General features: G+C 66.0%; 20 protein-coding genes and 1 pseudogene. 8 read left to right on the top strand and 13 right to left on the bottom strand.

The window, feature by feature from the left end:
• Positions 1-373 (bottom strand): annotated as a pseudogene (locus LC062_RS20225) (cold-shock protein); the annotation flags it as partial.
• A gap of 480 nt (positions 374-853) precedes the next feature.
• Here LC062_RS20225 and LC062_RS20220 point away from each other — a divergent pair.
• Positions 854-1,513 (top strand): MBL fold metallo-hydrolase, encoded by a 660-nt coding sequence (locus tag LC062_RS20220; RefSeq protein ID WP_224912882.1) that lies wholly within the window; start codon positions 854-856, stop codon positions 1,511-1,513.
• A 55-nt stretch (positions 1,514-1,568) separates the two neighbouring features.
• On the opposite strand, the gene LC062_RS20215 is transcribed toward LC062_RS20220, so the two are convergent.
• The 9 genes from LC062_RS20215 to LC062_RS20180 form a co-directional block, all read right to left on the bottom strand.
• Entirely contained in the window at positions 1,569-2,585 is a 1,017-nt protein-coding gene (locus tag LC062_RS20215) for a DUF1402 family protein (RefSeq protein ID WP_224912881.1), read from the bottom strand.
• A 177-nt stretch (positions 2,586-2,762) separates the two neighbouring features.
• Positions 2,763-3,893 (bottom strand): anhydro-N-acetylmuramic acid kinase, encoded by a 1,131-nt coding sequence (locus LC062_RS20210; RefSeq protein ID WP_224912880.1) that lies wholly within the window; start codon positions 3,891-3,893, stop codon positions 2,763-2,765.
• A 34-nt stretch (positions 3,894-3,927) separates the two neighbouring features.
• Positions 3,928-4,437, bottom strand: a complete 510-nt coding sequence (locus LC062_RS20205) for a DUF1993 family protein (RefSeq protein ID WP_224912879.1) — start codon at positions 4,435-4,437, stop codon at positions 3,928-3,930.
• Positions 4,438-4,822: 385 nt separating this feature from the next.
• On the bottom strand, positions 4,823-5,827 hold the full coding sequence (locus tag LC062_RS20200; protein WP_224912878.1) for a heparan-alpha-glucosaminide N-acetyltransferase: 1,005 nt from the start codon (positions 5,825-5,827) through the stop codon (positions 4,823-4,825).
• 15 nt (positions 5,828-5,842) lie between these two features.
• The gene (locus tag LC062_RS20195) at positions 5,843-6,745 is read right to left on the bottom strand and encodes a DMT family transporter (RefSeq protein ID WP_224912877.1); all 903 of its coding nucleotides are present in this window, start codon (positions 6,743-6,745) and stop codon (positions 5,843-5,845) included.
• Positions 6,746-6,807: 62 nt separating this feature from the next.
• The gene (locus LC062_RS21425; protein ID WP_263625838.1) at positions 6,808-6,942 is read right to left on the bottom strand and encodes a hypothetical protein; all 135 of its coding nucleotides are present in this window, start codon (positions 6,940-6,942) and stop codon (positions 6,808-6,810) included.
• Between the two features lie 137 nt (positions 6,943-7,079).
• Entirely contained in the window at positions 7,080-7,490 is a 411-nt protein-coding gene (locus LC062_RS20190; RefSeq protein ID WP_224912883.1) for a DUF3775 domain-containing protein, read from the bottom strand.
• Between the two features lie 223 nt (positions 7,491-7,713).
• Positions 7,714-7,926, bottom strand: coding sequence for a hypothetical protein (locus LC062_RS20185; RefSeq protein WP_224912876.1), 213 nt, complete (start codon positions 7,924-7,926; stop codon positions 7,714-7,716).
• On the bottom strand, positions 7,923-8,207 hold the full coding sequence (locus LC062_RS20180) for a hypothetical protein (RefSeq protein ID WP_224912875.1): 285 nt from the start codon (positions 8,205-8,207) through the stop codon (positions 7,923-7,925). The genes LC062_RS20185 and LC062_RS20180 overlap by 4 nt, the downstream gene beginning before the upstream one ends.
• 399 nt (positions 8,208-8,606) lie before the next feature.
• Here LC062_RS20180 and LC062_RS20175 point away from each other — a divergent pair, with 399 nt between their 5' ends.
• The 6 genes from LC062_RS20175 (at position 8,607) to msrP (ending at position 17,107) form a co-directional block, all read left to right on the top strand.
• Complete coding sequence (locus LC062_RS20175; protein WP_224912873.1) at positions 8,607-9,731, top strand: PAS domain-containing protein; 1,125 nt, start codon at positions 8,607-8,609, stop codon at positions 9,729-9,731.
• A 181-nt stretch (positions 9,732-9,912) separates the two neighbouring features.
• Positions 9,913-11,364, top strand: a complete 1,452-nt coding sequence (locus LC062_RS20170) for an MATE family efflux transporter (RefSeq protein ID WP_224912871.1) — start codon at positions 9,913-9,915, stop codon at positions 11,362-11,364.
• Complete coding sequence (locus tag LC062_RS20165; protein ID WP_224912869.1) at positions 11,361-11,789, top strand: glyoxalase superfamily protein; 429 nt, start codon at positions 11,361-11,363, stop codon at positions 11,787-11,789. The genes LC062_RS20170 and LC062_RS20165 overlap by 4 nt, the downstream gene beginning before the upstream one ends.
• Before the next feature lie 154 nt (positions 11,790-11,943).
• Positions 11,944-13,143: a pyridoxal phosphate-dependent aminotransferase gene (locus LC062_RS20160; protein WP_224912867.1), complete on the top strand. Its 1,200-nt coding sequence runs from the start codon at positions 11,944-11,946 to the stop codon at positions 13,141-13,143.
• 768 nt (positions 13,144-13,911) lie between these two features.
• Positions 13,912-15,987 (top strand): elongation factor G, encoded by a 2,076-nt coding sequence (locus tag LC062_RS20155; protein ID WP_224912865.1) that lies wholly within the window; start codon positions 13,912-13,914, stop codon positions 15,985-15,987.
• Positions 15,988-16,123: 136 nt separating this feature from the next.
• Positions 16,124-17,107: a protein-methionine-sulfoxide reductase catalytic subunit MsrP gene (gene msrP / locus LC062_RS20150; protein ID WP_224912864.1), complete on the top strand. Its 984-nt coding sequence runs from the start codon at positions 16,124-16,126 to the stop codon at positions 17,105-17,107.
• A 610-nt stretch (positions 17,108-17,717) separates the two neighbouring features.
• Here the strand turns inward: msrP and LC062_RS20145 are convergent.
• The 3 genes from LC062_RS20145 to LC062_RS20135 are packed head-to-tail and all read right to left on the bottom strand — an operon-like array spanning position 17,718 to position 20,673.
• Positions 17,718-18,608, bottom strand: a complete 891-nt coding sequence (locus LC062_RS20145) for a LysR family transcriptional regulator (RefSeq protein WP_224912863.1) — start codon at positions 18,606-18,608, stop codon at positions 17,718-17,720.
• Positions 18,609-18,664: 56 nt separating this feature from the next.
• Positions 18,665-19,630: a thioredoxin-disulfide reductase gene (trxB, locus tag LC062_RS20140; RefSeq protein ID WP_224912862.1), complete on the bottom strand. Its 966-nt coding sequence runs from the start codon at positions 19,628-19,630 to the stop codon at positions 18,665-18,667.
• Between the two features lie 41 nt (positions 19,631-19,671).
• Positions 19,672-20,673: a mitochondrial fission ELM1 family protein gene (locus LC062_RS20135; protein WP_224912861.1), complete on the bottom strand. Its 1,002-nt coding sequence runs from the start codon at positions 20,671-20,673 to the stop codon at positions 19,672-19,674.
• A 169-nt stretch (positions 20,674-20,842) separates the two neighbouring features.
• Here LC062_RS20135 and LC062_RS20130 point away from each other — a divergent pair, with 169 nt between their 5' ends.
• A complete protein-coding gene (locus LC062_RS20130) occupies positions 20,843-21,319 on the top strand; it encodes an Lrp/AsnC family transcriptional regulator (protein WP_224912860.1) in 477 nt (158 codons plus the stop codon).
• Positions 21,320-21,357: the final 38 nt, after the last annotated feature.

Raw genomic sequence — 21,357 nt, 5'->3', positions numbered from 1 at the left:
GTGGGCCGCCGTCGCCGCCACCGCGCGGACCGCCATAGCCGCCACCGCGTGGACCGCCATCACCGCCGGCACGCTGGCCGCCATAGCTGCCTCCACCCGGGCCGCGCCGGCCTTCGCCGCCGCGATCGTCGCCGAAGGAGCGGGGACCGCGACCGCCCGTCTGCGGGCGTCCCTCCGTGGGGAAGGGCGCATCCGGAATCGGCGGCTCGGCCCAGCCCGCTTCGCCGAATGCATCGCGGCGTCCGCCGCGCTCCGGCTTGTTGCGCTTGCCGTGATTGGAGCCGCCGCCAAACTCGTCGAAATCGTCACCAAAGTCCTTCGAACCGCCGCGCCGTTTGCCCTGCCGACGATTGTCCGAACGCCAGTCATTCATATCAAAATCACCTTGTTTGAGCCCGCTGGTCCGGTGGGCTCGCTGTTCAATCTCATGGCTTGTTGCAAGGTTCCACCACCACGAACATTGCAACGCCTGGTTTTGTTTGCGGTCGACACCCACTGTTCGCGACCGGAGTTTCTGCCACTGACCATACTATTCGCCGAGACGTACAACCCCATTTCGTCCGGTACACAGGAAATCGTTCCGGAGCCACCAACCGCGCGCGTATCATATGGTCGGAACCGGCGTCCGGGCAAGAAAAACCGAGAGAAACCGTGTGCCGATTGTCGGCTCCGCTACGGGACCCCCGATGGGATCGGCTGACTATCCGCCAATTTGCCGAGGAACAAACGAGGCGTTGTGCGCTGGCGGTTGTCACCTTGTGGCGGACTGGGTAAGACGCTTTTGCGGTCGTGCCGACACGGTTGCAATCAACGGGCGGCGTTTGGCGCCCGCACCAGCCAAGGGGAGCTTCACATGTCCGACACAGCCGCAGCCGAGCCGCCGATCCAGGTGGTCGTGATTCCCGTGACGGCGTTCCAGCAGAATTGCTCGCTGGTGTTCGACCTGGACAGCAAGGTCGGTGCGGTGATCGACCCGGGCGGCGATGTGGAGCGGATCCTTCAGGTCATTGCCGAGAACGGGGTGTCGGTCGAGAAGATCGTCCTGACCCACGGGCATATCGATCATATCGGTGGGGCGACGGACCTGGCCGAGCGGCTCGGGGTTCCGGTTGTCGGGCCGCATCGGGCGGACCAGATGCTGATCGACCAGGTCGAGGCGCAGGCGCGCCAGTTCGGCGTCGAGGGGGTGCGTGCGGTCACGCCGGATCAGTGGCTCGATGAGGGGGATGACCTTTCGATCGCCGGGCGGGCGTTTCAGGTGCTGCATTGCCCGGGACATGCGCCAGGACATCTCGTCTATTTTGATCCGGAGCTGAAGTTCGCCCTATCCGGCGATGTGCTGTTTGCCGGATCGGTGGGACGGACCGACCTGCCGGGCGGGGACCATGACACCCTGATCCGTTCGATCCGGGAAAAGCTCTTGCCGCTCGGTGACGATGTCACCTTCCTGCCGGGCCATGGGCCGGCCTCCAGCCTCGGTCACGAGCGCAAGACCAACCCGTTCCTGCGGTAACGTCGCGAAAGCACTTTTCCGGTGGCCTGCGGGTGTCCCCGTGGGCCGCCGTTCGTCAGAGCAGGCTCTTGAGGACATCGAGCCGGGAATTGACCAGCCAGCCGTAGTAGTTTTCCGAGGGCCAGCGGGCCTTGCCGGCGGCCTTGCGGCGGCGGTACTGGCTGGCGCGCGCCCAGGGGTCGCCGAGATTGTAGAGCGTCGCGGTCAATCCGGGGTTGCCGGAGATGTCGACGCCGCCCACCGTGCGATAGGCGTTGATCGCGTCACGCAGCACGGCGGCCATGTAGTGCAGCGACTTGTTCGGGTCCATCGCCGCGCGGTAGATCGCCTGGGCATCGCGGGCCGTCAGCTTGCTGAAACCGCTGGTGCTGGCGACCTGGTCGCTCATCTTCAGCACGGTGAGAGGCGAGAGCTGACCGAGGCCGAAGCTCTGGCCGGCGAACAGCGGCTGGAAGAACGCCTCGTTGAAATTCTTGTTGGGAAAGCGCGTGCCGTCGACGGCCTTGCCGCGAAAATGCGACTGCCAGGAGCGCTGGTAACAGCTCCACAGGGTGTTGCTGTCCTTCTTGCCCTTGTTGCATCGGTCGAACTGCGGACGTTTCACGAAATCCAGCACATGCTCGCCGCCCAGCGAGAATTCGATCCGCACGCCCGTATAGGCCAGCGCCTTGATGTAGTAGGATTGGGCGCTGTCGAGGCTGTCGTAGTTGTAGGTATGCTCGCCGACGATGGCCCCCAGCATGTGCACCGGGTCGATCTTGTAGCGCTTGGATACCTTCTTGATGTTGCGGATCAGGCTGGTGTCCCGGCGCAGCACGGCGACGACGCGGTCGAACTTGGCATCATAGCTGGACTTGCCGGCCGCCGTGCGGCGGGCCGAGGCAAAGGGGATCTTCGGCTGTCTCTTGTTGCGATTGCCGGCAGGAACGGCGGTGGCCGCCTGAGCCACTTCCGCGCCCACGAGCGGCAGAGTGCCGGCCGGCAGGGCGCAGGCGGAGGCAATCGCCAGACAGGCCAAGGCGGTCCGGGATGCCGCGCGCCAGCGTGAAACAAGGGAAACGAAGAAGGCCATCCAAGGCTCCTGCCAATTTTCTAGAGCAGATACACATTCTTTCCGTGGCGGGGCAAGTCCCGCGAGGGAGACTTGCCCGCTTCGGAAGGTTCTACGCACCATGATTTCGGGCGATATCTCTGGCCTGTATTGCTCCCAGCCAGACAAGCCCATGGCCGCCGAAACACGCCTTGCCGGTCAGGCGGCGGAGCGGATCGGATGCAGCCGGCCACCGGGCAAGGGCCGGGCGACGCCCGTGGTCAGCGGAAAGCTGATCGGCAACGCGCGCAGGCTGCGCATCGCCAGAAAGGCGAAACACTCAGCCTCGATCGCGTCGCCGCGCCAGCCGACCTCCTCGGCCGGCACCGCGCGCACCCCGGCGCGCTTGCCGATGGCGCGCATCAGCTCCGGATTGCGGCGCCCGCCACCGCAGACGATCAGCCGGCTCGGGCGCCGGGGCAGAAGGTCGAGCGCCCGGCCGACAGCAGCAGCGGAAAAGGCGGTCAGGGTGGCGGCGCCGTCGGCGGCGGCCAGCCCGTCGGCCATGGTGTGGCGGAAGTCGTTCCGGTCGAGCGACTTGGGATAGGGGGCGCTGAGATAGGGATGGGTCAGCAGCTCGGAGAGCCGCGCCTCATCGACGGTGCCGGAGGCGGCAATCAGCCCATCGCGGTCCATGTCGCCGAGCCCGTGGCGCACCACCCAGTCGTTGATCGGGGCGTTCGCGGGCCCGGTGTCGAAGGCGACCGGCGTGCCATCGTCGCCGCACCAGGTGATGTTGGCCACGCCGCCGAGATTGAGCACGGCGGTATCGCCATCGGCCTCGATCCGGCGCAGCAGGGCGGCGTGATAGACCGCCGACAGCGGCGCCCCCTGTCCGCCCGCGGCCATGTCGTCGTCGCGGAAGCGGTTGACCACCGGAATGCCCAGATGCCGCGCCATGGCGGCGCCGTCGCCCAGTTGCCGGGTCTGGCCGGGGCGTCCGGGAGCGGGCGCGCGGTGCAGCACCGTCTGGCCGTGGAACCCGACGGCGGCGATGTCGGCGGGGCGGATGCCCTCCCGCTCCAGAAAGGCGGCGACCGCTTCCGATTGCGCCAGGGTCAGGGCCTGTTCCGCCTCGGCGAAGATCGCCGGATCGGGGCCGTCGAACGCCCATTTTCCGGCGGCGCGCAGGGTTTCGATCAAGAGGGCGCGCAGCTCCGCAGGGTAGGGAGCAAGGGTCCAGGGGCCGAATTCGGCGATGGTCTCGCCGTCGGTGCGGATCATGGCGATGTCGATGTGACCGTCGAGGACCGTTCCGGTCATCAATCCGATCGCCCAACCAGGCTGCATGTCAGGTCTCCTCAAGAAGCGATGGTGTTCGCGCTCAGTCCCGCGCGAAGAAATCGAGCTTGCCGACATCGACGCCGTGCAGGCGCAGGATCGAATAGGCGGCGGTGGCGTGAAACAGGAAATTCGGCATGGTGAACTTGGCAATCAGGGTCGCGCCGCTGGAAAACCGGCGGGTCTCGTTGTTGGCGCCAAGGGTGATCGGCCGGTCGGCGGCCGCGTCGATCGCCGCCGTGTCGGCGGCGGCGAGATAGGCAAGCGTGCGCTCGATGCGCGCATGCAGGTCGGCGACGCTGGCCGCGCCGAAGCCCCAGGCGGGCAAGTCGTTCTCCTGCAGCCGGGCGATGCCGCGCACCGCATAGTCGCAGGCCACCTCCACCTGCCGGGCATAGTCATACATGTCCGGTGCCAGGCGCATGGGCAGAAACAGGGCCGGATCGAACCCGGTGCGGGCGGCATGGACCTCGGCCTTCCTCAGGCATTGGCCCAGCCCGGTGACATGGCGGGTGAACACAGGCACGGTGGTCAGGGACAGGGCAATGGTCACGATCGGTCTCTCTCCTGGCCGGCCCACGCGCACGGCGTTGGTCAGGGCGCTGGTCGGTGTGACGGGTATCCGCGAGCGGGGAAGGTGCCGGACAAGAATGCAAGGTCGGCTGAACCTGCCCCAGTCTAGCGGTTTCCCGCCGGGCGTGTCGATGCCGATAGGCGCATGGCAGCCTGCATTTCAGTAGCCGTGGCTATAGGTGAAGACCAGCGTGTCCGTGGTGCGCTTGCCGGTCGGCCATCAGCCGTTGCCGCTTGTTGGATGTGGTCATGTCAGCCCCCTGCCGGTTTCGATCTGGCTGAACCATAGCGCAACTTCGCGGGGAAGGACTGTGATGCCGGTCACGTGATGTCACGCGATGTCACGTCCTGCCATGAACGGCGTTTCAAGGCGTGCGGGCCAGTTCGTCCCGGTGGCAGATGCCGAAGCGGGCTTGCATCTCACGGGTCAGGGCCGGGTCGGTGGGCGATTGCAGCAGCGCGGCCCAGGTGCCGTCGCGACGCAGGGCCTCCAGGGTGCAGGCGCAGACACGCTGGCAGGCGGCCTCTTCCATCGTGAAGGTGCAGGAAAGCACGCATTCCTCGACGAATTCCCGGGCGGTGCGGTCGGGCGTCAGGCCGGTTGCGACAACCAGCCAGACCGAGGCGTAGAGCACCGGCTGGTGCAAGAGATAAACGATGAGCGAATGCCGCCCGGCGAAGGCCGCAAGCCGGGACCAGCGGGCGTGTGTCTGCCAGCGGCCCAGGCCCTCGATCAGGCCCGGTCGGGCAAGGGCAAGGCGGGCGGCGGCGACCCCGAGAAGCACCGGGGCGAGCCAGGGCAACAGCGGTACGTAATCGACGGCGGCGGGCGGGGCGCCGGTCAGGCCGGTCCACAGCAGCCAGGGGCTGTCGCCCAAAACGCCCGGCAGCAGCCGGGGGAGGGCGGCGGCGAGCGCGGCGGCGCCCAGGGTGACCGGCACGGGCAGGCGGACGAACGGCAGCGCGATCAGCGAGCTGGCGGCGATGGCGTGCAGAATGCCGAAGCGGACATATTGATCGCCAAGGGCCAGATGGGTCGCGGCGGAGATCGCTGCTGCGGCAAGGGCGATGCGGGCCAGGCGGATCGTCGCCTTGCGCCACTGGATCTTGCGGCGATGCGCGAGCACCAACCCGACGCCGACCAGAAACAGGAAGCTGCCGGCGATCAGGGCTGCGAACAGGCGCCAGCCGGGGCCGGAGGAAACCGGCCAGTCGACCAGCCGGAACCAGGCAAGATCCCAGGACAGGTGATAGACGGCCATCGTCAGCAGGGCGAGCCCGCGCGCGACATCCAGAAGATCCAGCCGAGGCGTCGCGGCTGACTTCCTTTCGGGGACCGGCTGGTCGGCGGAATGGAGTGTCAGCCTCATTTATGAGTCCAGACCCTAGCTGCCGAACCGCAGTCGCAGACGGCGCCAGCCGAACAGCGGCACGAGCTGCACCGCCAGGATGGCGAGGAAAATCAGGGCGCAGCCGACCAGCCCGAGTGGCGACAGGCGCTCGCCCAGGACGATGGCACCGAACAGGGCGGCGAACAAGGCCTCGGAGGACAGCAGGATGGCCGCGTCGCCGGCCCGGGTCCAGCGCTGGCCGATGGCCTGCAGGGTGAAGGCGAGGCCGCCGGAAATCACACTGGTGTAGAACAGCTCAAGGCCGGCCGCCTGAATGCCCTGCCAGCTCACGTCCTCGAACGCCAGCCCGGCGACCAGCGCAAGGACCGCGACGACCGAAAATTGCCAGACCGACAGCGCCAGAGGGCGGCCGGAGGAGGACGCGATCCGCCCGAGCAGGCCGACGTGGATGGCCCAGAATACCGCGCAGACGATCATCAGCCCGTCGCCGTAGTTCAGCGCCGAGAGCGAGCCGCCGCCCAGGAGCCAGATGCCGCCAAGGGTGACCAGCGAGGCCGGCCACACCACCGGATGCGGGTGTTCGCGAAAGACGAGCAGACCGAGGATCGGCGTCAGCACCACATAGATACCGGTCAGGAAGCCGGCATTGGTGACGCTGGTGACGACGAGGCCGGCCTGCTGCAGGCTGATGGCGAAAAAGAACACCACGCCGATCAGGGTGAACTGCAGCATGTGGCCGCGTGCCAGTGGACGGGCCGCCGGCTGCCGCCCCTCGCGAAAGGCAAAGGGCAGGACGACGGCGGCGGCGATGAGAAAGCGCAGGCCGGTGAAGGTGAGGGGGCCAAGGTCCTGCATTGCCGTCGACTGGGCGACGAAGGCGGATCCCCAGATCAGGGCGGCCAGCAGCAGAAGGGTATTGGCGAGAAGGCGGCTCATGATGTCCCGCTATCGGAAGTTTTCCATCGCAGCAAGCGGGAAAAGCCGGTCAGGGCCGACGATCAGCCGTTGGGAAAGGCGAAGCAGAGCACCAGGAGCAGCGCGGAGGCCGTGAGGGTCACACGCAAGGCAATGGGCCAGGGAGAGATGCGTTCGATCGGAAACCCATCCGTTTCGGTCCGGTTCGTCATGCTCATGCGCTCGTCTCCGTCGCGACAATCGAACCGTGAAAGTTAGCCCTTATGGTTAATAAAAAGTAAACCGGCGCGCCCTGGGCGTCGCCGGTTATCCAGAGATTTCGCCGCGAACGGGCGGAATGCTGGCGTTTTTGCGGTCAGACGTCGAGTGCGTCGAGCCCGGCTTCCAGATGGTCCGCGAAGAGCGGCATCCCGATCAGATAGGTTGCGGTGGAGCCGACGGCCCGTTCGCGAGCCTGCTCGACGGCCTGCTCGAAGTCGGATTGCTCGAAGTCGCCGCGCCCGATCCAGACGATGGCGACCAGCTCGGCGGCCTCATCGACGTTGAGGTCCTCGATCAGCTCACGCAGTTCCTCGCCGGAGAGGTCTTCGCTTTCCTCTTCCGCGAGGCCGTCATGGGCATGACTGTCCTCAAGCGTGTCGACGTCGAACTCGACCTCGTGGTCCCGTCCATCCTCAAACCCGTCGTTGTCGATGGACGCGGCTGCGCGGGCTTTTTGCACGAACATGCGCATCGTGTCGGGGGACAGGGATAAATCGACCGGCATGGTCTGGCACTCCACCTCGAATGGCGCGGCAATCCATCGTTGCGCGTTGATCTGGACCGCGCCGCACAGAAAACCGCTGGCGCGCGGGACGAGAGGAATTTGTCCATCCGTCCGCCTGCTTATCGCGGCTTTTTCGAGGAACTGCAAGACCGGCCTGCCCGGCGGCGGCGACAACGCCGGGCCGGGCACAGGACGGCATGACAGGAGACCGTGGCCGGAAGGTTCACTTCTCCGGCGAAGGGGTATGGACGATCTGTTGGCTGGGCGCGTCCGCCTCGATGCTTTTCAACGATGCCGCCAGCGGGCCGCCGAACAGGGTGAGGGCACCGGCGAACAGGAGGCCGATGGCAACCGCGAGGGCCAGCAGGGCGGCCGCGTCGCGGTCGGTGGGCATGTCGCGGCCGGCGACGCCAGAAAGTTGCTGGATCAGTTTCATTCCTGGGCATCTCCGTTCAGCCGGCGTGCCGCCTCGATGCGGGCGCGCATTCCCGCCTGGAAGTTGCGCGACATCTGTCCTGCGAGAAACGTCAGGACGACCAGCATGGCGCCGAAGGTGAGGCTCAGGAGGCCGATGGTCCAGTCGTCGACGACGCTGGTTCCGGCGGCCCGGGCGCTGGAGGCGATCAGCACCGGCGGCACCGCGCCGATCAGGGCCAGCGTGAGGGCGCGGACGACCTGCCGGCGGGGGGGCTGCTTCGATGAATTCCGGATACGCATGACAATCTTCCCGGTCTCGTTCGTTGCGATGGTCTCAAACTGACGGGGGAAAGGGGCCGGTGCAGGCCGGCTTTCGGGCGCTTCCGGTGTCATTTCGCGGCGCTTTCAAGGCGAGCGGGGGAAGGTGGTTCCCTTTTGCCGCGTGAATTGCGGCGTGCGCATTTACCGAGTTTTCAGGAGCGCTTTGGCATATTAAACGTAAGGTCCTGTGTCGGATTGTGCCTTCAGGGCAAGGCGCGACAGGCAGGACGAAGGTCACGTCTTCACGCTCGGGAAGCGCCGGTGAAAGTGACAGTGTTCCATCCAGGGACGCCGATCGGTCCGGGACCTTGATCGGGGCGGATGGCTTGAGACATGGCGGGGCACTGGCGTGCCGTCGCCGCAATATGGATGTTTGGCATGGGCGCAGCGGACCGGGACGATCAGCTTCCCGCACGGCAGGATTTGACGCAGGAGGGCGGCACCGCCCTGGTCCCGACTGCCGCGGGCGGCGAGCCTGCCCTGTCGCTGGCCGGCCTGTCGTTCTTCATGGTCGATATCCAGGCAAAGCGCATTGTCTGGCTTGAGTCTCCGGTGCTGGATTTCGCCGAAACAGCGGGGCTGAACGAGGCGCCCTTGTCCAGCGCCTTGCGGTTTTTGGCGCAGAACGATCAGCGCCAGATCCTGTCGCTGGTGCAGCAGACCGTCAGGAGCGGCAAGGCCGGGCCGGTGGAACTGGCCGGCGGGGAGCCCGGCAATGGGCTGTCGCTGCTTGCATCGCGCTACCAGGCGGAAGGTGGGCGCACCTTCGTCACCGTGGTGGCCAGCGCCAATGGCGAGGAGGACGCGGGCGGCACCGCCGTTCGCGGCGTCGCGCCGCTGATCCGTCATCTGGTGGAAGGCTCGGAAAAGGCTGTGCTGGTGGTCGACAGTTTCGGCTACCTGCGCTACGCCAACGAGGCGCTGTTCGAGCTGTTTCACATCGCCGACCCCACCCTGTGCATCGGCCGCAACGTGGCGCATATTCCAAACCGCGTCGGCAAGACACTGACGTCCGTGCTGCTGACGACGCTTGCCCGGCGCGCGCCGACGGAAGCCAAGAAGCGCTTCTTCCTCGCCAGCGGCGATTCCATGACGCTGACCTACGAGATGATGCCGTTCAAGGTTTCCGCCGGGCTGAGCGGCGTGGTGTTCACGGCGGAGAAGGTCAACGACTGTTCGGTCGACTACCAGCAATTGTTCAACGCGGTGCACGCGCCGCTGCTGGTCGTCGATCTCAAGACCAGAATGCTGGTCTCGGCCAATGCCGCCGCCCGCAAGACCTTCGCCATCACCGAGCAACTGATGGAATCGGCACCGATCACCGAGACCATGCTGCATCCCCGGACCTTCATGTCGCTGATCGACCATGCGCGCAAGGAGGGGGCGACGCCCTTCCAGGCGACCGTCAGCGGCTTCGATGGGGTGTCGCGCAGCAAGCGCCTGCGCGCCACGCTGATCGATTCGGGCGCCGGGCGGCACCTGATGATCGAGAGCAAGCATTGACGGGGACGCCGCTTCGCGTTATCTGCGGTTGAGGCTGCGGACGCCCGCCACCCGCTGACATCTTGTCTTGGTGAAGTTTCGTATCAGAGCTGTCCTTGTGATCCTCCACGCATGTCGCGCGGATGGCAATGCGGGTGCCCATCCTTTCTTGCGCGATTTCTTGCACGAGGAGTATGGGACCTTGCCTGATACCTCCACCTCCGGCGCGCCCACGCCAGATGTTTCAACGTCCGACGTTGCCACGTCCGACGCCTCCACCAACATGTTTCTCGATGGACCGCTCGCGGCCATCTACGCCAGGACCGCATTGCCAATCATCTTCGTGATGGGGATGAACGGGTTGCTTGCCGTCGCCGATGCCCTGTTCCTTGGGCACTATGTCGGCCCGCAAGCGCTGGCGGCGGTCACCTTGATGTTTCCGATCTACATGCTGATCGTGGCGCTTTCGACCCTGGTGTCGAGCGGTATGTCCAGCCTGCTGGCCCGTCACCTCGGCGGCCGGCGTCTGACCGAAGCGCGCATGGTCTTCGCCGGCGCTCATGGTCTGGCGCTGGTGATCGCGGCGGTGCTGCTCCTGCTGTTTGCCGGCTTCGGCCGTCAGCTCACCGAGCTGGCCGCCGGCGGGTCGGTGGAGCTGGCGCACATGGGGCTGACCTATCTGCGGATCACGGTGCTGTTTTCGCCGCTGCTCTTCGTCCTCTCGGTCAATTCCGACACGCTGCGCAATGAGGGCCGGGTCGGTTTCATGGCGGCGATGAGCCTCCTGGTCTCGCTGGCGAACATCGGCTTCAACTATGTGCTGATCGCGATCTTTGAGCTGGGCGTCGCCGGATCGGCCTATGGAACCGCGCTGGCGCAGGCACTGGCCTTCGCCATCATTCTGGCCTTCCGGTTTCGCGGGAGAACAGCCCTTCGCCCGAGCGCGCTCCTTCAGCATGGGGTGTTTCACGGCTGGGGGCGCATTCTGGCGCTCGGCGCGCCGCAGAGCCTGAACTTCATCGGCCTGGCGCTGGGCTCCGCGGCCATCATGATGGCGCTGCAGATCCTTGCCAGTCCCGACTATGCGGAGACGGTTTCGGCCTATGGCATCATCACCCGGGTCATGACCTTTGCCTTCCTGCCGCTGCTCGGCCTGTCCCATGCGATGCAGACGATCACCGGCAACAATTTCGGCGCGCGGCAATGGCGACGGTCCGACGGCAGTCTGAAGCTCGCGGTGAGCATCGCCTTTGCCTATTGTGCGGCGCTGCAACTCGTCATGACGCTGTTCGCGCGAGGCATCGGCGGCGCCTTTGTCGACAATCCCGCCGTTGTCGCCGAGGTCGGCCGCATCCTGCCCGTCGTCGTGACCCTGTTTGTTCTCGCCGGCCCGCTGATGATGATCGCGACCTATTTCCAGGCGATCGGCGAGGCGGCGCGCGCCGCGCTTCTCGGTCTGGCAAAGCCGTATCTCTTCGCGATTCCGCTGACGTTCCTCCTGTCGGCGCAGTTCGGGGAAATCGGCATCTGGAGCGCCGGGCCGGTCGCCGAGGCTCTGCTGCTGGCGCTTACCTTGCTGGTGCTGACACGCAACGCGCGGCGCCATGCGCTCCGCCTGGGACTGTTCCGGGCAACGGCGGAGGATGCGGCATGAGCGGACAGCTCCCAACCGTGGCCGAGGCAAAGCGACAGGCGAAGCGGCTGCGGGAGCAGCTTGGCAGGCAGGGCACGCCGGTCAGCCATGGCAATGCCCTTGAGCTCGTGGCCCATCAACATGGCTTCCGCGACTGGAACGCCTTCCACGCGGCGATGGGCAACCGTCCGCCGGAGGGCTGGTCGCCCGGCGACCGGGTTGAGGGCCGCTATCTGTCGCAAGCCTTCTCGGCAACCATCGTCGCGGTGGAGATGGTGCGCCCGGGCTGGTTCCGCCTGGTGCTCGATCTGGATGAGGCGGTCGACGTCGTCAGCTTCGCTAGCTTCTCGAACTTTCGAACGCGAATCCGGGGCGTTGTCGGACCGGAGGGGCATTCGCGCGAGCGGACCTCCGACGGACTGCCGCAGTTGCGGCTCGACGTCTAGGCACGAAAGGCACGGGCCGGAAGATGTCCGGCCCGGCATGGGGTGGCAAAGGTGGAGGAATTCCCCTTGGGCGGGCCGCGATGGCCTTGCATGGATACGGGCCCGGAAGTAGGCTCGCGCGCCTGCACCTCATGTGCCACACCGGGAGAACATCATGGGCTTCATCGCTGACGCGCTGGCGCGCGTCAAACCGTCCGCCACCATTGCCGTTACCAACAAGGCGAGAGAACTCAAGGCCGCTGGCCGCGACGTCATCGGCCTTGGCGCTGGCGAGCCGGATTTCGATACGCCGGAGAACATCAAGGCCGCCGCGATCCAGGCCATCCGCGAGGGCAAGACGAAATACACTGCCGTCGACGGCATTCCGGAGCTGAAGGAAGCGATCGTCGCCAAGTTCGCCCGTGAGAACGGCCTGACCTATACCACCAATCAGGTGACGGTCGGCACCGGCGGCAAGCAGGTGCTCTACAATGCGCTGGTGGCGACGCTCAACGACGGCGATGAAGTGATCATTCCGACGCCGTACTGGGTCAGCTACCCGGACATGGTGCTGATGGCCGGCGGCACGCCAGTGATCGTCGAGGCGGACCAGACCACGTTCAAGGTGACGCCCGAGGCCCTGGAAGCGGCGATCACGCCCAAGACCAAGTGGATCATCTTCAACTCGCCGTCGAACCCGTCGGGCGCCGCCTATACCCGTGCGGAACTGGCGGCGATCGCCGAGGTGCTGATGCGGCATCCCCATGTCTGGGTGATGACCGACGACATGTACGAGCATCTCGTCTACGACGATTTCGAGTTCACCACGCTGGCTCAGGTCGAGCCCGGCCTGATGGACCGCACGCTGACGGTCAACGGCGTCTCCAAGGCCTATGCGATGACCGGCTGGCGGATCGGTTACGCCGGTGGTCCGGCCGAGCTGATCAAGGCCATGGCCAAGGTGCAGTCCCAGTCGACCTCCAACCCCTGTTCCGTCGCCCAGTGGGCCGCGGTCGAGGCGTTGAACGGTCCGCAGGACTTCATCCCGCGCAACAACGAGGTGTTCAAGGGCCGGCGCGATCTGGTGGTGTCGATGCTCAACCAGGCTTCCGGGCTCACCTGCCCGACGCCGGAGGGCGCGTTCTACGTGTTCCCGTCCTGCGCCGGAACCATCGGCAAGACCGCGCCGTCCGGCAAGGTGATCGAGACCGACGAGGACTTCGTCACCGAGCTTCTGGAAACGGAAGGCGTGGCCGTGGTGCAGGGCTCGGCCTTCGGGCTTGGTCCGAACTTCCGCATTTCCTACGCGACCTCGACCGAAGCGCTGGAAAACGCCTGCACCCGCATCCAGCGGTTCTGCGGCAACCTGCGCTGATCCGCGCGGGTTTTCCGACAAATTGCCTGCGTTCGGGGCGGCCCTGGCCGCCCCGTTTTCGTTTGGATCTGCGCTCCCGCGTCGCCCCCTCAAAAAACCACTGGTAAGGGACAACGGTCCCTCACGGCGTCATCAACTCATTGCGGTGAGTTCGTCTCTGATGCGTGCATTGAGGAGGGCGATGATCTTTCGCATGACGGCAATCGATGCCTCGCGCCTCGGCGTCATCCCGGCCCCCGAGCCGGGATCGGGGAACCGAAAGCCGTGCGTTTCATGGGTCTGAAACCGGCAGACCGTGGCTCTCCGGTCCCGGATCTCCGCGTACGCGTCGTCCGGGAAGACGCGGAGTGTGGGGCAATGTCGGGAGAAGAGTAGCCCTTGCGCCATTTCTCGGCGTCGTCCCGGGCAAGCCCTGGCGCGACCCGGGATCGGAGAGCCAGAAGACGCGCTTTTTGAAGAGACCGGAACCGAGCGGCCGTGCCTCGCCGATCCCGGATCTCCGCTGCGCTTCGTCCGGGAGGACGCCCCCTTCTTCCGAAACAAAGGGCTTTGGCATCACACTCGGGGCGGTCCTTTTCGTTTGGCTGCGCGCCTTGGCCGCAGGGCTCGTGCTGCGCTGCGGGAACGGTTTCCCTTGCGTTCCCTGATCCAGTGGCGCGACCATGATCATCCGCTCGCCGTCGGCGGGCGGGGGCGCCGCGCGCGGCCCCGGTCTGGTTCCGCCGTGCCCGGTCCCTCCTGTTGATGCAAGGCAAGGGAGTTGCGGTCATGGGTGCGGACAGCGGATCCGGAGGCGGTGGTTTCAACGGCGGCAGGGAAACGGGGCCCCGGTGCATCGGCATCGTCGGGCCGTTCGGCAGCGGCAAGACGACCTTGCTCGAAGCGCTTCTGGCGCGCACGGGGGCCATTCAGCGGCAGGGAACGATCGCGGCGGGAAACACCGTCGGCGACGGGGCGCCGGAGGCGCGCGCCCATGCCATGAGCGTTGAGGTGAATATCGCCGAGGCGGAGTATCTCGGGGAGAGGATCACCTTTCTCGATTGCCCCGGCGCCGTCGATTTTCTCGGCGAGAGCGCCGGCGTTCTGCCGGGTCTCGACCTGGCCGTCGTCGTCGTCGAGGCGGATGAGAAGAAGGTCGCGGCGCTGCAGGTGATCCTGAAGCAGCTCGAGGACCAGGGCATTCCGCATGTTCTCTTCCTCAACAAGATCGACAAGGCTTCCTTGCGCATGCGCGAGGTGCTGCAGATGCTGCAGCCGGCCTCCAGCGTGCCGCTGGTGCTGCGCCAGATCCCGATCTGGTCGGAGGGGGTTGCCACCGGCTACATCGACCTGGCGCTGGAGCGGGCGCATGTCTACCGCGAGCAGGCCGAAAGCGAGGTGATCGAGATCCCCGGCGAGGAGGTGGCGCGCGAGATCGAGGCGCGGTTCTCCATGCTGGAAACGCTGGCCGATCATGACGATGTGCTGATGGAGGCGCTTCTGGAGGATGCCGCGCCGGACCGGGAGCGGGTGTTCGCGGATCTGTCCGGGGAAATGCGCGAGGGCATGATCCTGCCGGTCCTGTTCGGATCGGCCGAACACGGCCATGGCATCGGCCGCTTGCTGAAGGCGATCCGCCACGAGGCGCCGGGGATTGGCGCCACCGCCGCCCGCCTCGGGCTGGAGGAGCGTGGCGATACGGTGCTTCAGGTCCTCAAGACCGTGCACACGCTGCATGCGGGCAAGCTGTCGGTGGCGCGGGTGCTGGCCGGGTCGGTTGGCGATGCGGATACCTTGCAGCGTGCCGATGGCAGCCCGGCGCGGGTGTCTGGTCTCTACACGGTGATGGGTCAGCAGGCGCTGAAGCGCGAGAGCGCGGGCGTCGGCGACACTGTCGCGCTTGGCAAGCTGGAAGGGGTGCTGACCGGGGAGACCCTGGGGCTGGAGCACCCGGCGCCGCAACTGGCCCCCCTGGCGCCGGCGCAGCCGGTGCTGGCGCTGGCGGTGCGGCCGAAGGAGCGCCGGGACGAGGTCAAGCTGACCAGCGCGCTGGCCAAGCTGGTGGAGGAGGATCCGTCGCTGGTGGTCACCCAGTTGCAGGACATGACAGAGACGCTGGTGGAGGGGCAGGGCGAGATGCACCTGCGTGTTGCCTTGGAACGGCTGACGGGCAAATACGGCCTGTCGGTGGAAACCGGCGATCCGGCGGTGCCTTATCGCGAGACCATCCGCGCCACGGCGGCGGTGCGCTCCCGCTACAAGAAGCAGTCGGGCGGGCATGGCCAGTTCGGCGATGTGGCGCTGGAGATCCAGCCGCTCGGGCGGGGCGATGGGTTCGTCTTCACCGACACGATCACCGGCGGTGTGGTGCCGAAACAGTATATTTCGGCGGTGCGGGCCGGTGTTGAGGAAGCGCTGCAGCGGGGAACCCTCGGCTTTCCCACGGTCGATCTGGCGGTGACCCTGACAGACGGCTCCTACCACAGCGTCGATTCCTCCGACCAGGCATTCCGCATGGCGGCAATCCAGGCCATGCGCGAGGGGCTTCCCATGTGCAAGCCGGTGCTGCTGGAGCCGGTGCATGAGGTGACGATCTTCTGTCCGAGCGATGCAACGGCCCGGATCAACGGCATCGTCTCGGCGCGGCGCGGCCAGTTGCTCGGCTTCGATGCGCGCGCCGGCTGGCCCGGATGGGACGAGGTGCGGGCGATGATGCCGGAAGCGGAAATCGGCGGGTTGATCATCGAGCTGCGCTCGGCGACCGCCGGCGTGGCAAGCTACAGCAAGCGGTTCGATCACCTGGCGGAGCTCGGCGGCAAGGCGGCCGACCAGGTGTTGGCGCGCCATGGGCGCAAGGCTGCCTGAGGACAGTCAGGCCGATGGCGGGACGGGGCGGACGGGCTCCGTCCTGCCAGCCCGATCAACCGGGCTTGATTTGCACGCGAGGTCGCGGAGCGTTAGCCAGAAGGAGACATGTGATCTGACTGGAAAGGGACTGCCGATGCACATCCTGCGCAAACGCGGATGGGAACTGCCGGAAGCGGCCGCGACGCCGGAGGCGGTGTTTCTCAATCGGCGCCAGCTGCTTGCGGGGTTCGGACTTACAGCCGGAGGGATGGCCGCCGGGGGAATCGCGGGCAGTGCCCTCTTGCCCGGCGGGGCGCTGGCGGCGGAGGGGGACCCGAGCGCCGGGCTCTATCCGGTGCCGCGCAACGAGGCCTATCAGCCGGGACGGCCGCTGACACCGGAGGCGATCACCTCCACCTACAACAACTTCTATGAATTCGGCTCCCACAAGCAGATCGCCAGTGCCGCGCAGGCGCTGAAGATCCGCCCCTGGGAGCTGCGGATCGACGGGCTGTGCGACAATCCCCAGACCATTGCCATTGACGATCTCTTGAAGAAAATGCCGCTTGAGGAGCGGCTTTACCGGCATCGCTGTGTCGAGGCCTGGTCGATGGCGGTGCCCTGGTCCGGCTTCCCGCTGGCCGAGCTGGTGCGGCTCGCCGCGCCGACCTCGGATGCGAAATACCTGCGGATGGAGACCTTTCTCGATCCGGATGTGGCCACCGGCCAGCGGGCGTCCTGGTATCCCTGGCCCTATGTGGAGGGGCTGACGCTCGCCGAGGCGACCAATGAACTGGCCTTCATCGCCACCGGGGTCTACGGCAAGCCGCTGGCGAAGCAGTTCGGCGCGCCGCTGCGGTTGGCGGTGCCGTGGAAATACGGCTTCAAGTCGATCAAGTCGATCGTGCGCATCAGCTTCACCGACATGCGGCCGGTCAGTTTCTGGGAACAGATTGCCGCGTCCGAATACGGTTTCTGGGCGAATGTGAACCCGGATGTGCCACATCCGCGCTGGAGCCAGGCAAGCGAGCGGCTGCTCGCCACCGGCGAGCGGATACCGACCCAGCTCTTCAACGGCTATGGCGAACAGGTGGCCGGGCTCTACACGGGGCTGGAGGGCGAGGCGCTCTATATGTGAGGGGCGCCCGTCCGCGAGGAGGCAAAAAAAATGCCGGGCACAGGGCCCGGCAGTTATTCGATTTTGCCACCTAAGTGGCGCAATCACCTTCCAGAGGGAACAACTGGTCGCATCAGACGTCGCTGGGAGGAGATAGCGACGAAGCAAACCAGAAGCCTGTTGCTTATATGCAGTGCACAACGTGCCTATGCAAGAGGCAGTGCTGCATTGCAGCCATGCAAAATGGGAGGGGGCGCCAGTGGGGGGTGCGTTTTTCGGCGGCGTCGCCGGAAAGGTGATTGCCTGCAAGCTCATGAGGGCAAAAAAAATGCCGGGCACGTGGCCCGGCAGTTATTCGATTTTGCCACCTAGGTGGCGCAATCACCTTCCAGAGGGAACAGCTGGTCGCATCAGACGTCGCTGGGAGGAGATAGCGACGAAGCAAACCAACAGCCTGTTGCTTATATGCACTGCACAACGCGCCTATGCAAGAAGCGCCTTTGCATTGCAGCTATGCAGAATTGGCGGGGCGTTGCCATTGAAATGGGCAGCGGCGACCCTATGAGGCCAATTCGTGCCCAATCGGGCGATCCTGGCGGCCCCTTTGTCGGGGAGGGGCCGCCAGGATGGCTCAGAAGGTCCAGCGTTCGGCGTTCGCCAGCAGGAAGTCGCGGAAGGCGGTGATGCGGGCGGTGTTCTTCAGCTCGGACGGATAGACGAAGAACGTGTCGAAGCTCGGCACCTCGGCTTCGGGGATCAACTGGACGAGGCCGGAGCCTTCCTCGTTGATGTAGTCGGGCAGGATGGCAATGCCGGTCCCCTGCTGCACGGCGCGCTTGATCGCCACCACATTGTTTATCCGCAAGACGCTGCGCCGGCGCTGACCGGTGGGAAGCCCGGCGGTCTCCAGCCAGTTCATGTCGCGCAGGTAGGGCGGGGCCTGTTCGCCGAAGGTGATGATCCGGTGCGAATCGAGATCCGCCACGCTCTTCGGCGCGCCAAAGCGCTTGAGATAGGACGGGGCGGCGTACAGGTGGAAATGGACCGTGAACAGCTTGCGCTGGATCAGGTCGGGCTGGGTCGGCTGGCGCAGGCGGATCGCCGCATCGGCCTCGCGCATGCCGAGGTCAAGCTCTTCGTCGTCGAAGATCAGCCTGAGCTCCATGTCCGGGTAGAGGTCGATGAACTCGTGCAGGCGCTGGGCCAGCCAGGTCGAGCCGAGGCCGACGGTGGTGGTGATCCGCAGCACGCCGCTCGGTTTCTCACGGCTGTCGGTGAGGCGGGTCTGCGCCGCCTCCAGCTTCATCAGCACTTCCCGCGCGGTGCGATAGAGCACCTCGCCCTGTTCCGTCAGCAGCAGGCCGCGTGCGTGACGGTGAAACAGAGGCACCTTCAGGTCATGCTCCAGGGCGCTGACCTGTCGGCTGACAGCGGATTGGCTCATGTTGAGGGCTTCACCCGCGTGGGTGAAGCTCCCGGCCTGTGCCGCTGCGTGAAAAATGCGAAGTTTGTCCCAGTCCAACGGCACAGTGATATCCGCCAGGTTCTTGTTTGGTGATACGGGGCGCAAACGGCAGGTTATTCCGCCGCTTCCGCCTCCGCAATGTCGTGTTCGGCAAGAAAGCGTTCCGCTTCGAGCGCGGCCATGCAGCCCATGCCGGCGGCGGTCACGGCCTGCCGGTAGATCTCGTCGGTGACGTCGCCGGCGGCGAAGACGCCGGGGATGGAGGTCACGGTGCTGTCCGCCGCCGTCCAGATGTAGCCTGAGGGCGTCATCTTGAGCTGGTCCTTGAACAGCTCGGTCGCCGGCGCATGGCCGATCGCCACGAAGAACCCGTCAGCCGGCACGTCGCGGGTCTCGCCGGTCTTGACGTTCTTCAGCCGCGCGCCGGTGACGGCCTTCGGGGTGCCGCCGCCGAGGACGGCCTCAACGGTGCTGTCCCAGATTACCTCGATCTTGTCGTTGCGCGCGAGCCGGTCCTGCAGGATCTTTTCCGCGCGGAAGCTGTCGCGGCGGTGGACGATGGTCACCTTCGAGGCAAGGTTGGCCAGATAGAGCGCTTCTTCCACCGCGGTGTTGCCGCCGCCGACGACGATCACTTCCTTGCCCCGGTAGAAGAAACCGTCACAGGTGGCGCAGGCGGACACGCCCGCACCCATGAATTCTTCTTCCGTGGGCAGGCCCAGCCACTTGGCTTGGGCGCCGGTGGCGATCACCAGCGCATCGGCGGTGTAGACCGTGCCGCTGTCGCCGGTCAGGGTGAACGGGCGGCTGGACAGATCGGCGCTGAGGATGGTGTCGTAGATCATCTGGGTGCCGACGTTTTCCGCCTGCTTGCGCATCTCCTCCATCAGCCAGGGGCCCTGGATCGGATCGGCGAAGCCCGGGTAGTTCTCCACCTCGGTGGTGATGGTGAGCTGGCCGCCGGGCTGGATCCCGGTGACGAGCGCCGGGGTCAGCATGGCGCGGGCCGCATAGACCGCCGCCGTGTAGCCGGCCGGGCCGGATCCGACAATCAGGAGCTTGTGATGCTGTTGCGTCATGGTCGCGTTTCCTCGGAGCTTTGCGTGTCCGGCGGTCGGGGTCAGCCGATCCGGGATTTATGGGCGGCATAGCGCCACTGGATCGCCGCGGCGATGCGCGGCGTTGAATCAATCGGGTCGTAGGTAATGGTTTTCAAGGGGCCGGGGAAGGGGTGGACCAGATCAAGCCGGGTCAAAGCCTCCAGAAACTGGTCAAACTTTCTGTGACCGCCGGAGGGGTGGAACACATGCAGCGCCCGGCCGCTGGCCAGCGCCTCGCCGATCATGTTGCTGGAATCGGCGGTGGCCACCACCGCATCGGCATTGGCCAGATACTGAAGCAGCGGGTTTTCCCCGGTCCCGTCCCACATCAGGTGCCGAGGATCGCGCCCGAACCGGGCAATGGCGTCATGCAGCGGCTGCGGCGTGCGGCGCGATCCGGTGATCATCATATGCGCGCCCTCCGCCTGCAGGCGCTCGATGCCGGAAAGAAAGCGGGTGATGTCGGTGTCGTTGAAGCGGTAGTGCCGGCTGTCACCGCCGACCAGAACGGCAACGCGCGGGTGCGGCAGGGCGGCGATTTCCGGCAGCGGATCGCGCCTTGCGGCGGCGAGGCGGGTTTGTGAGAACCGATGCGGTGCGGTGGCGGTCACAAGTACGTTCTCGCCGCGCAGATCGTCGTGTTCGGCGACCCAGATCAGGTCCGCCGCCTTGGTGCCGATCCGCGGATCCTTGAGAAAGACGGTGAAGGTCCGCCCGCCGCTGTCGCGCTTGATGCGCCGCAGATAGGCGACCGCCCGGCGGCCCGAGGCAATGGCGATATCGGGGAACGGCGGGGCGATCGGGCTGCCCGGGCGGGAGGGGGCATCGCGCGGGTCGATATCGCCCCAGGGCATCAGCCAGCGCCAGGGCGCGCGCGGCGCCACCCGGCGCAGCTCCCAGCCACACTGCAAGGCATCGGCGACACCGATACACTGGGCTTCGTCGCCCGCCTTGCCGTCGGTGACGAGCCAGACACGAGCATCGGTCATCGCGGGCGCGCTTTCGTGATGTTTCTCGATCATGCCGTCCGTTGTCACAGTATTGCAGACTTACGCAAAAAACACTAAGGCGCTAAGACATGAGCGCCCGATCCGAACCGGGATTCGCGGGCGCGCGCCAGGACAGCCCCGCCGCGCCACCACGAGAGACTCGCAAGGATGGCTGTGCCATTGATCTGCGAAGGAGACCAGAGTGAAAATCCGCCTCGATGCGATTGATTGGCATATCCTTAAGGAATTGCAGGCCGATGGCCGCATCACCAACGTCGAGCTGGCCCGCCGGGTCGGTATTTCCGCGCCCCCCTGCCTCAGGCGGGTGCGTGCGCTTGAGGAAGCCGGCCTCATTCGCGGCTATCGCACCCTTCTGGATGAAAAGCAGCTCGGCTTTGATGTTACCGCCTTTGCCATGGTCGGTCTGCACAGCCAGACGGAAGCGGATCTGCTTGCCTTCGAGACGCAGGTGAAGGCCTGGCCGGAGGTGCGCGAGAGCTACATGCTGTCCGGCGAGGTGGATTTCCTGTTGAAATGCGTGGTTCCGGACCTGCAAAGCTTCCAGAACTTCATCATCCGCGATCTGACGGCCGCGCCGAACGTGGACAACGTGCGCACCGCACTGACCATCCGCCAGACCAAGAACGAGGCCGCCGTGCCGGTCGAGCATATCGACTGACAACGGCGGCCCTTCGATCCATCGCGCAAGGGTCCGTC

The sequence above is a fragment of the Stappia indica genome (assembly GCF_020177335.1).
Lineage (GTDB): Bacteria > Pseudomonadota > Alphaproteobacteria > Rhizobiales > Stappiaceae > Stappia > Stappia indica_B.
The sequence above is the reverse complement of the archived record's forward strand: the minus strand, read 5'-3'. Positions and strand labels throughout refer to the sequence as shown.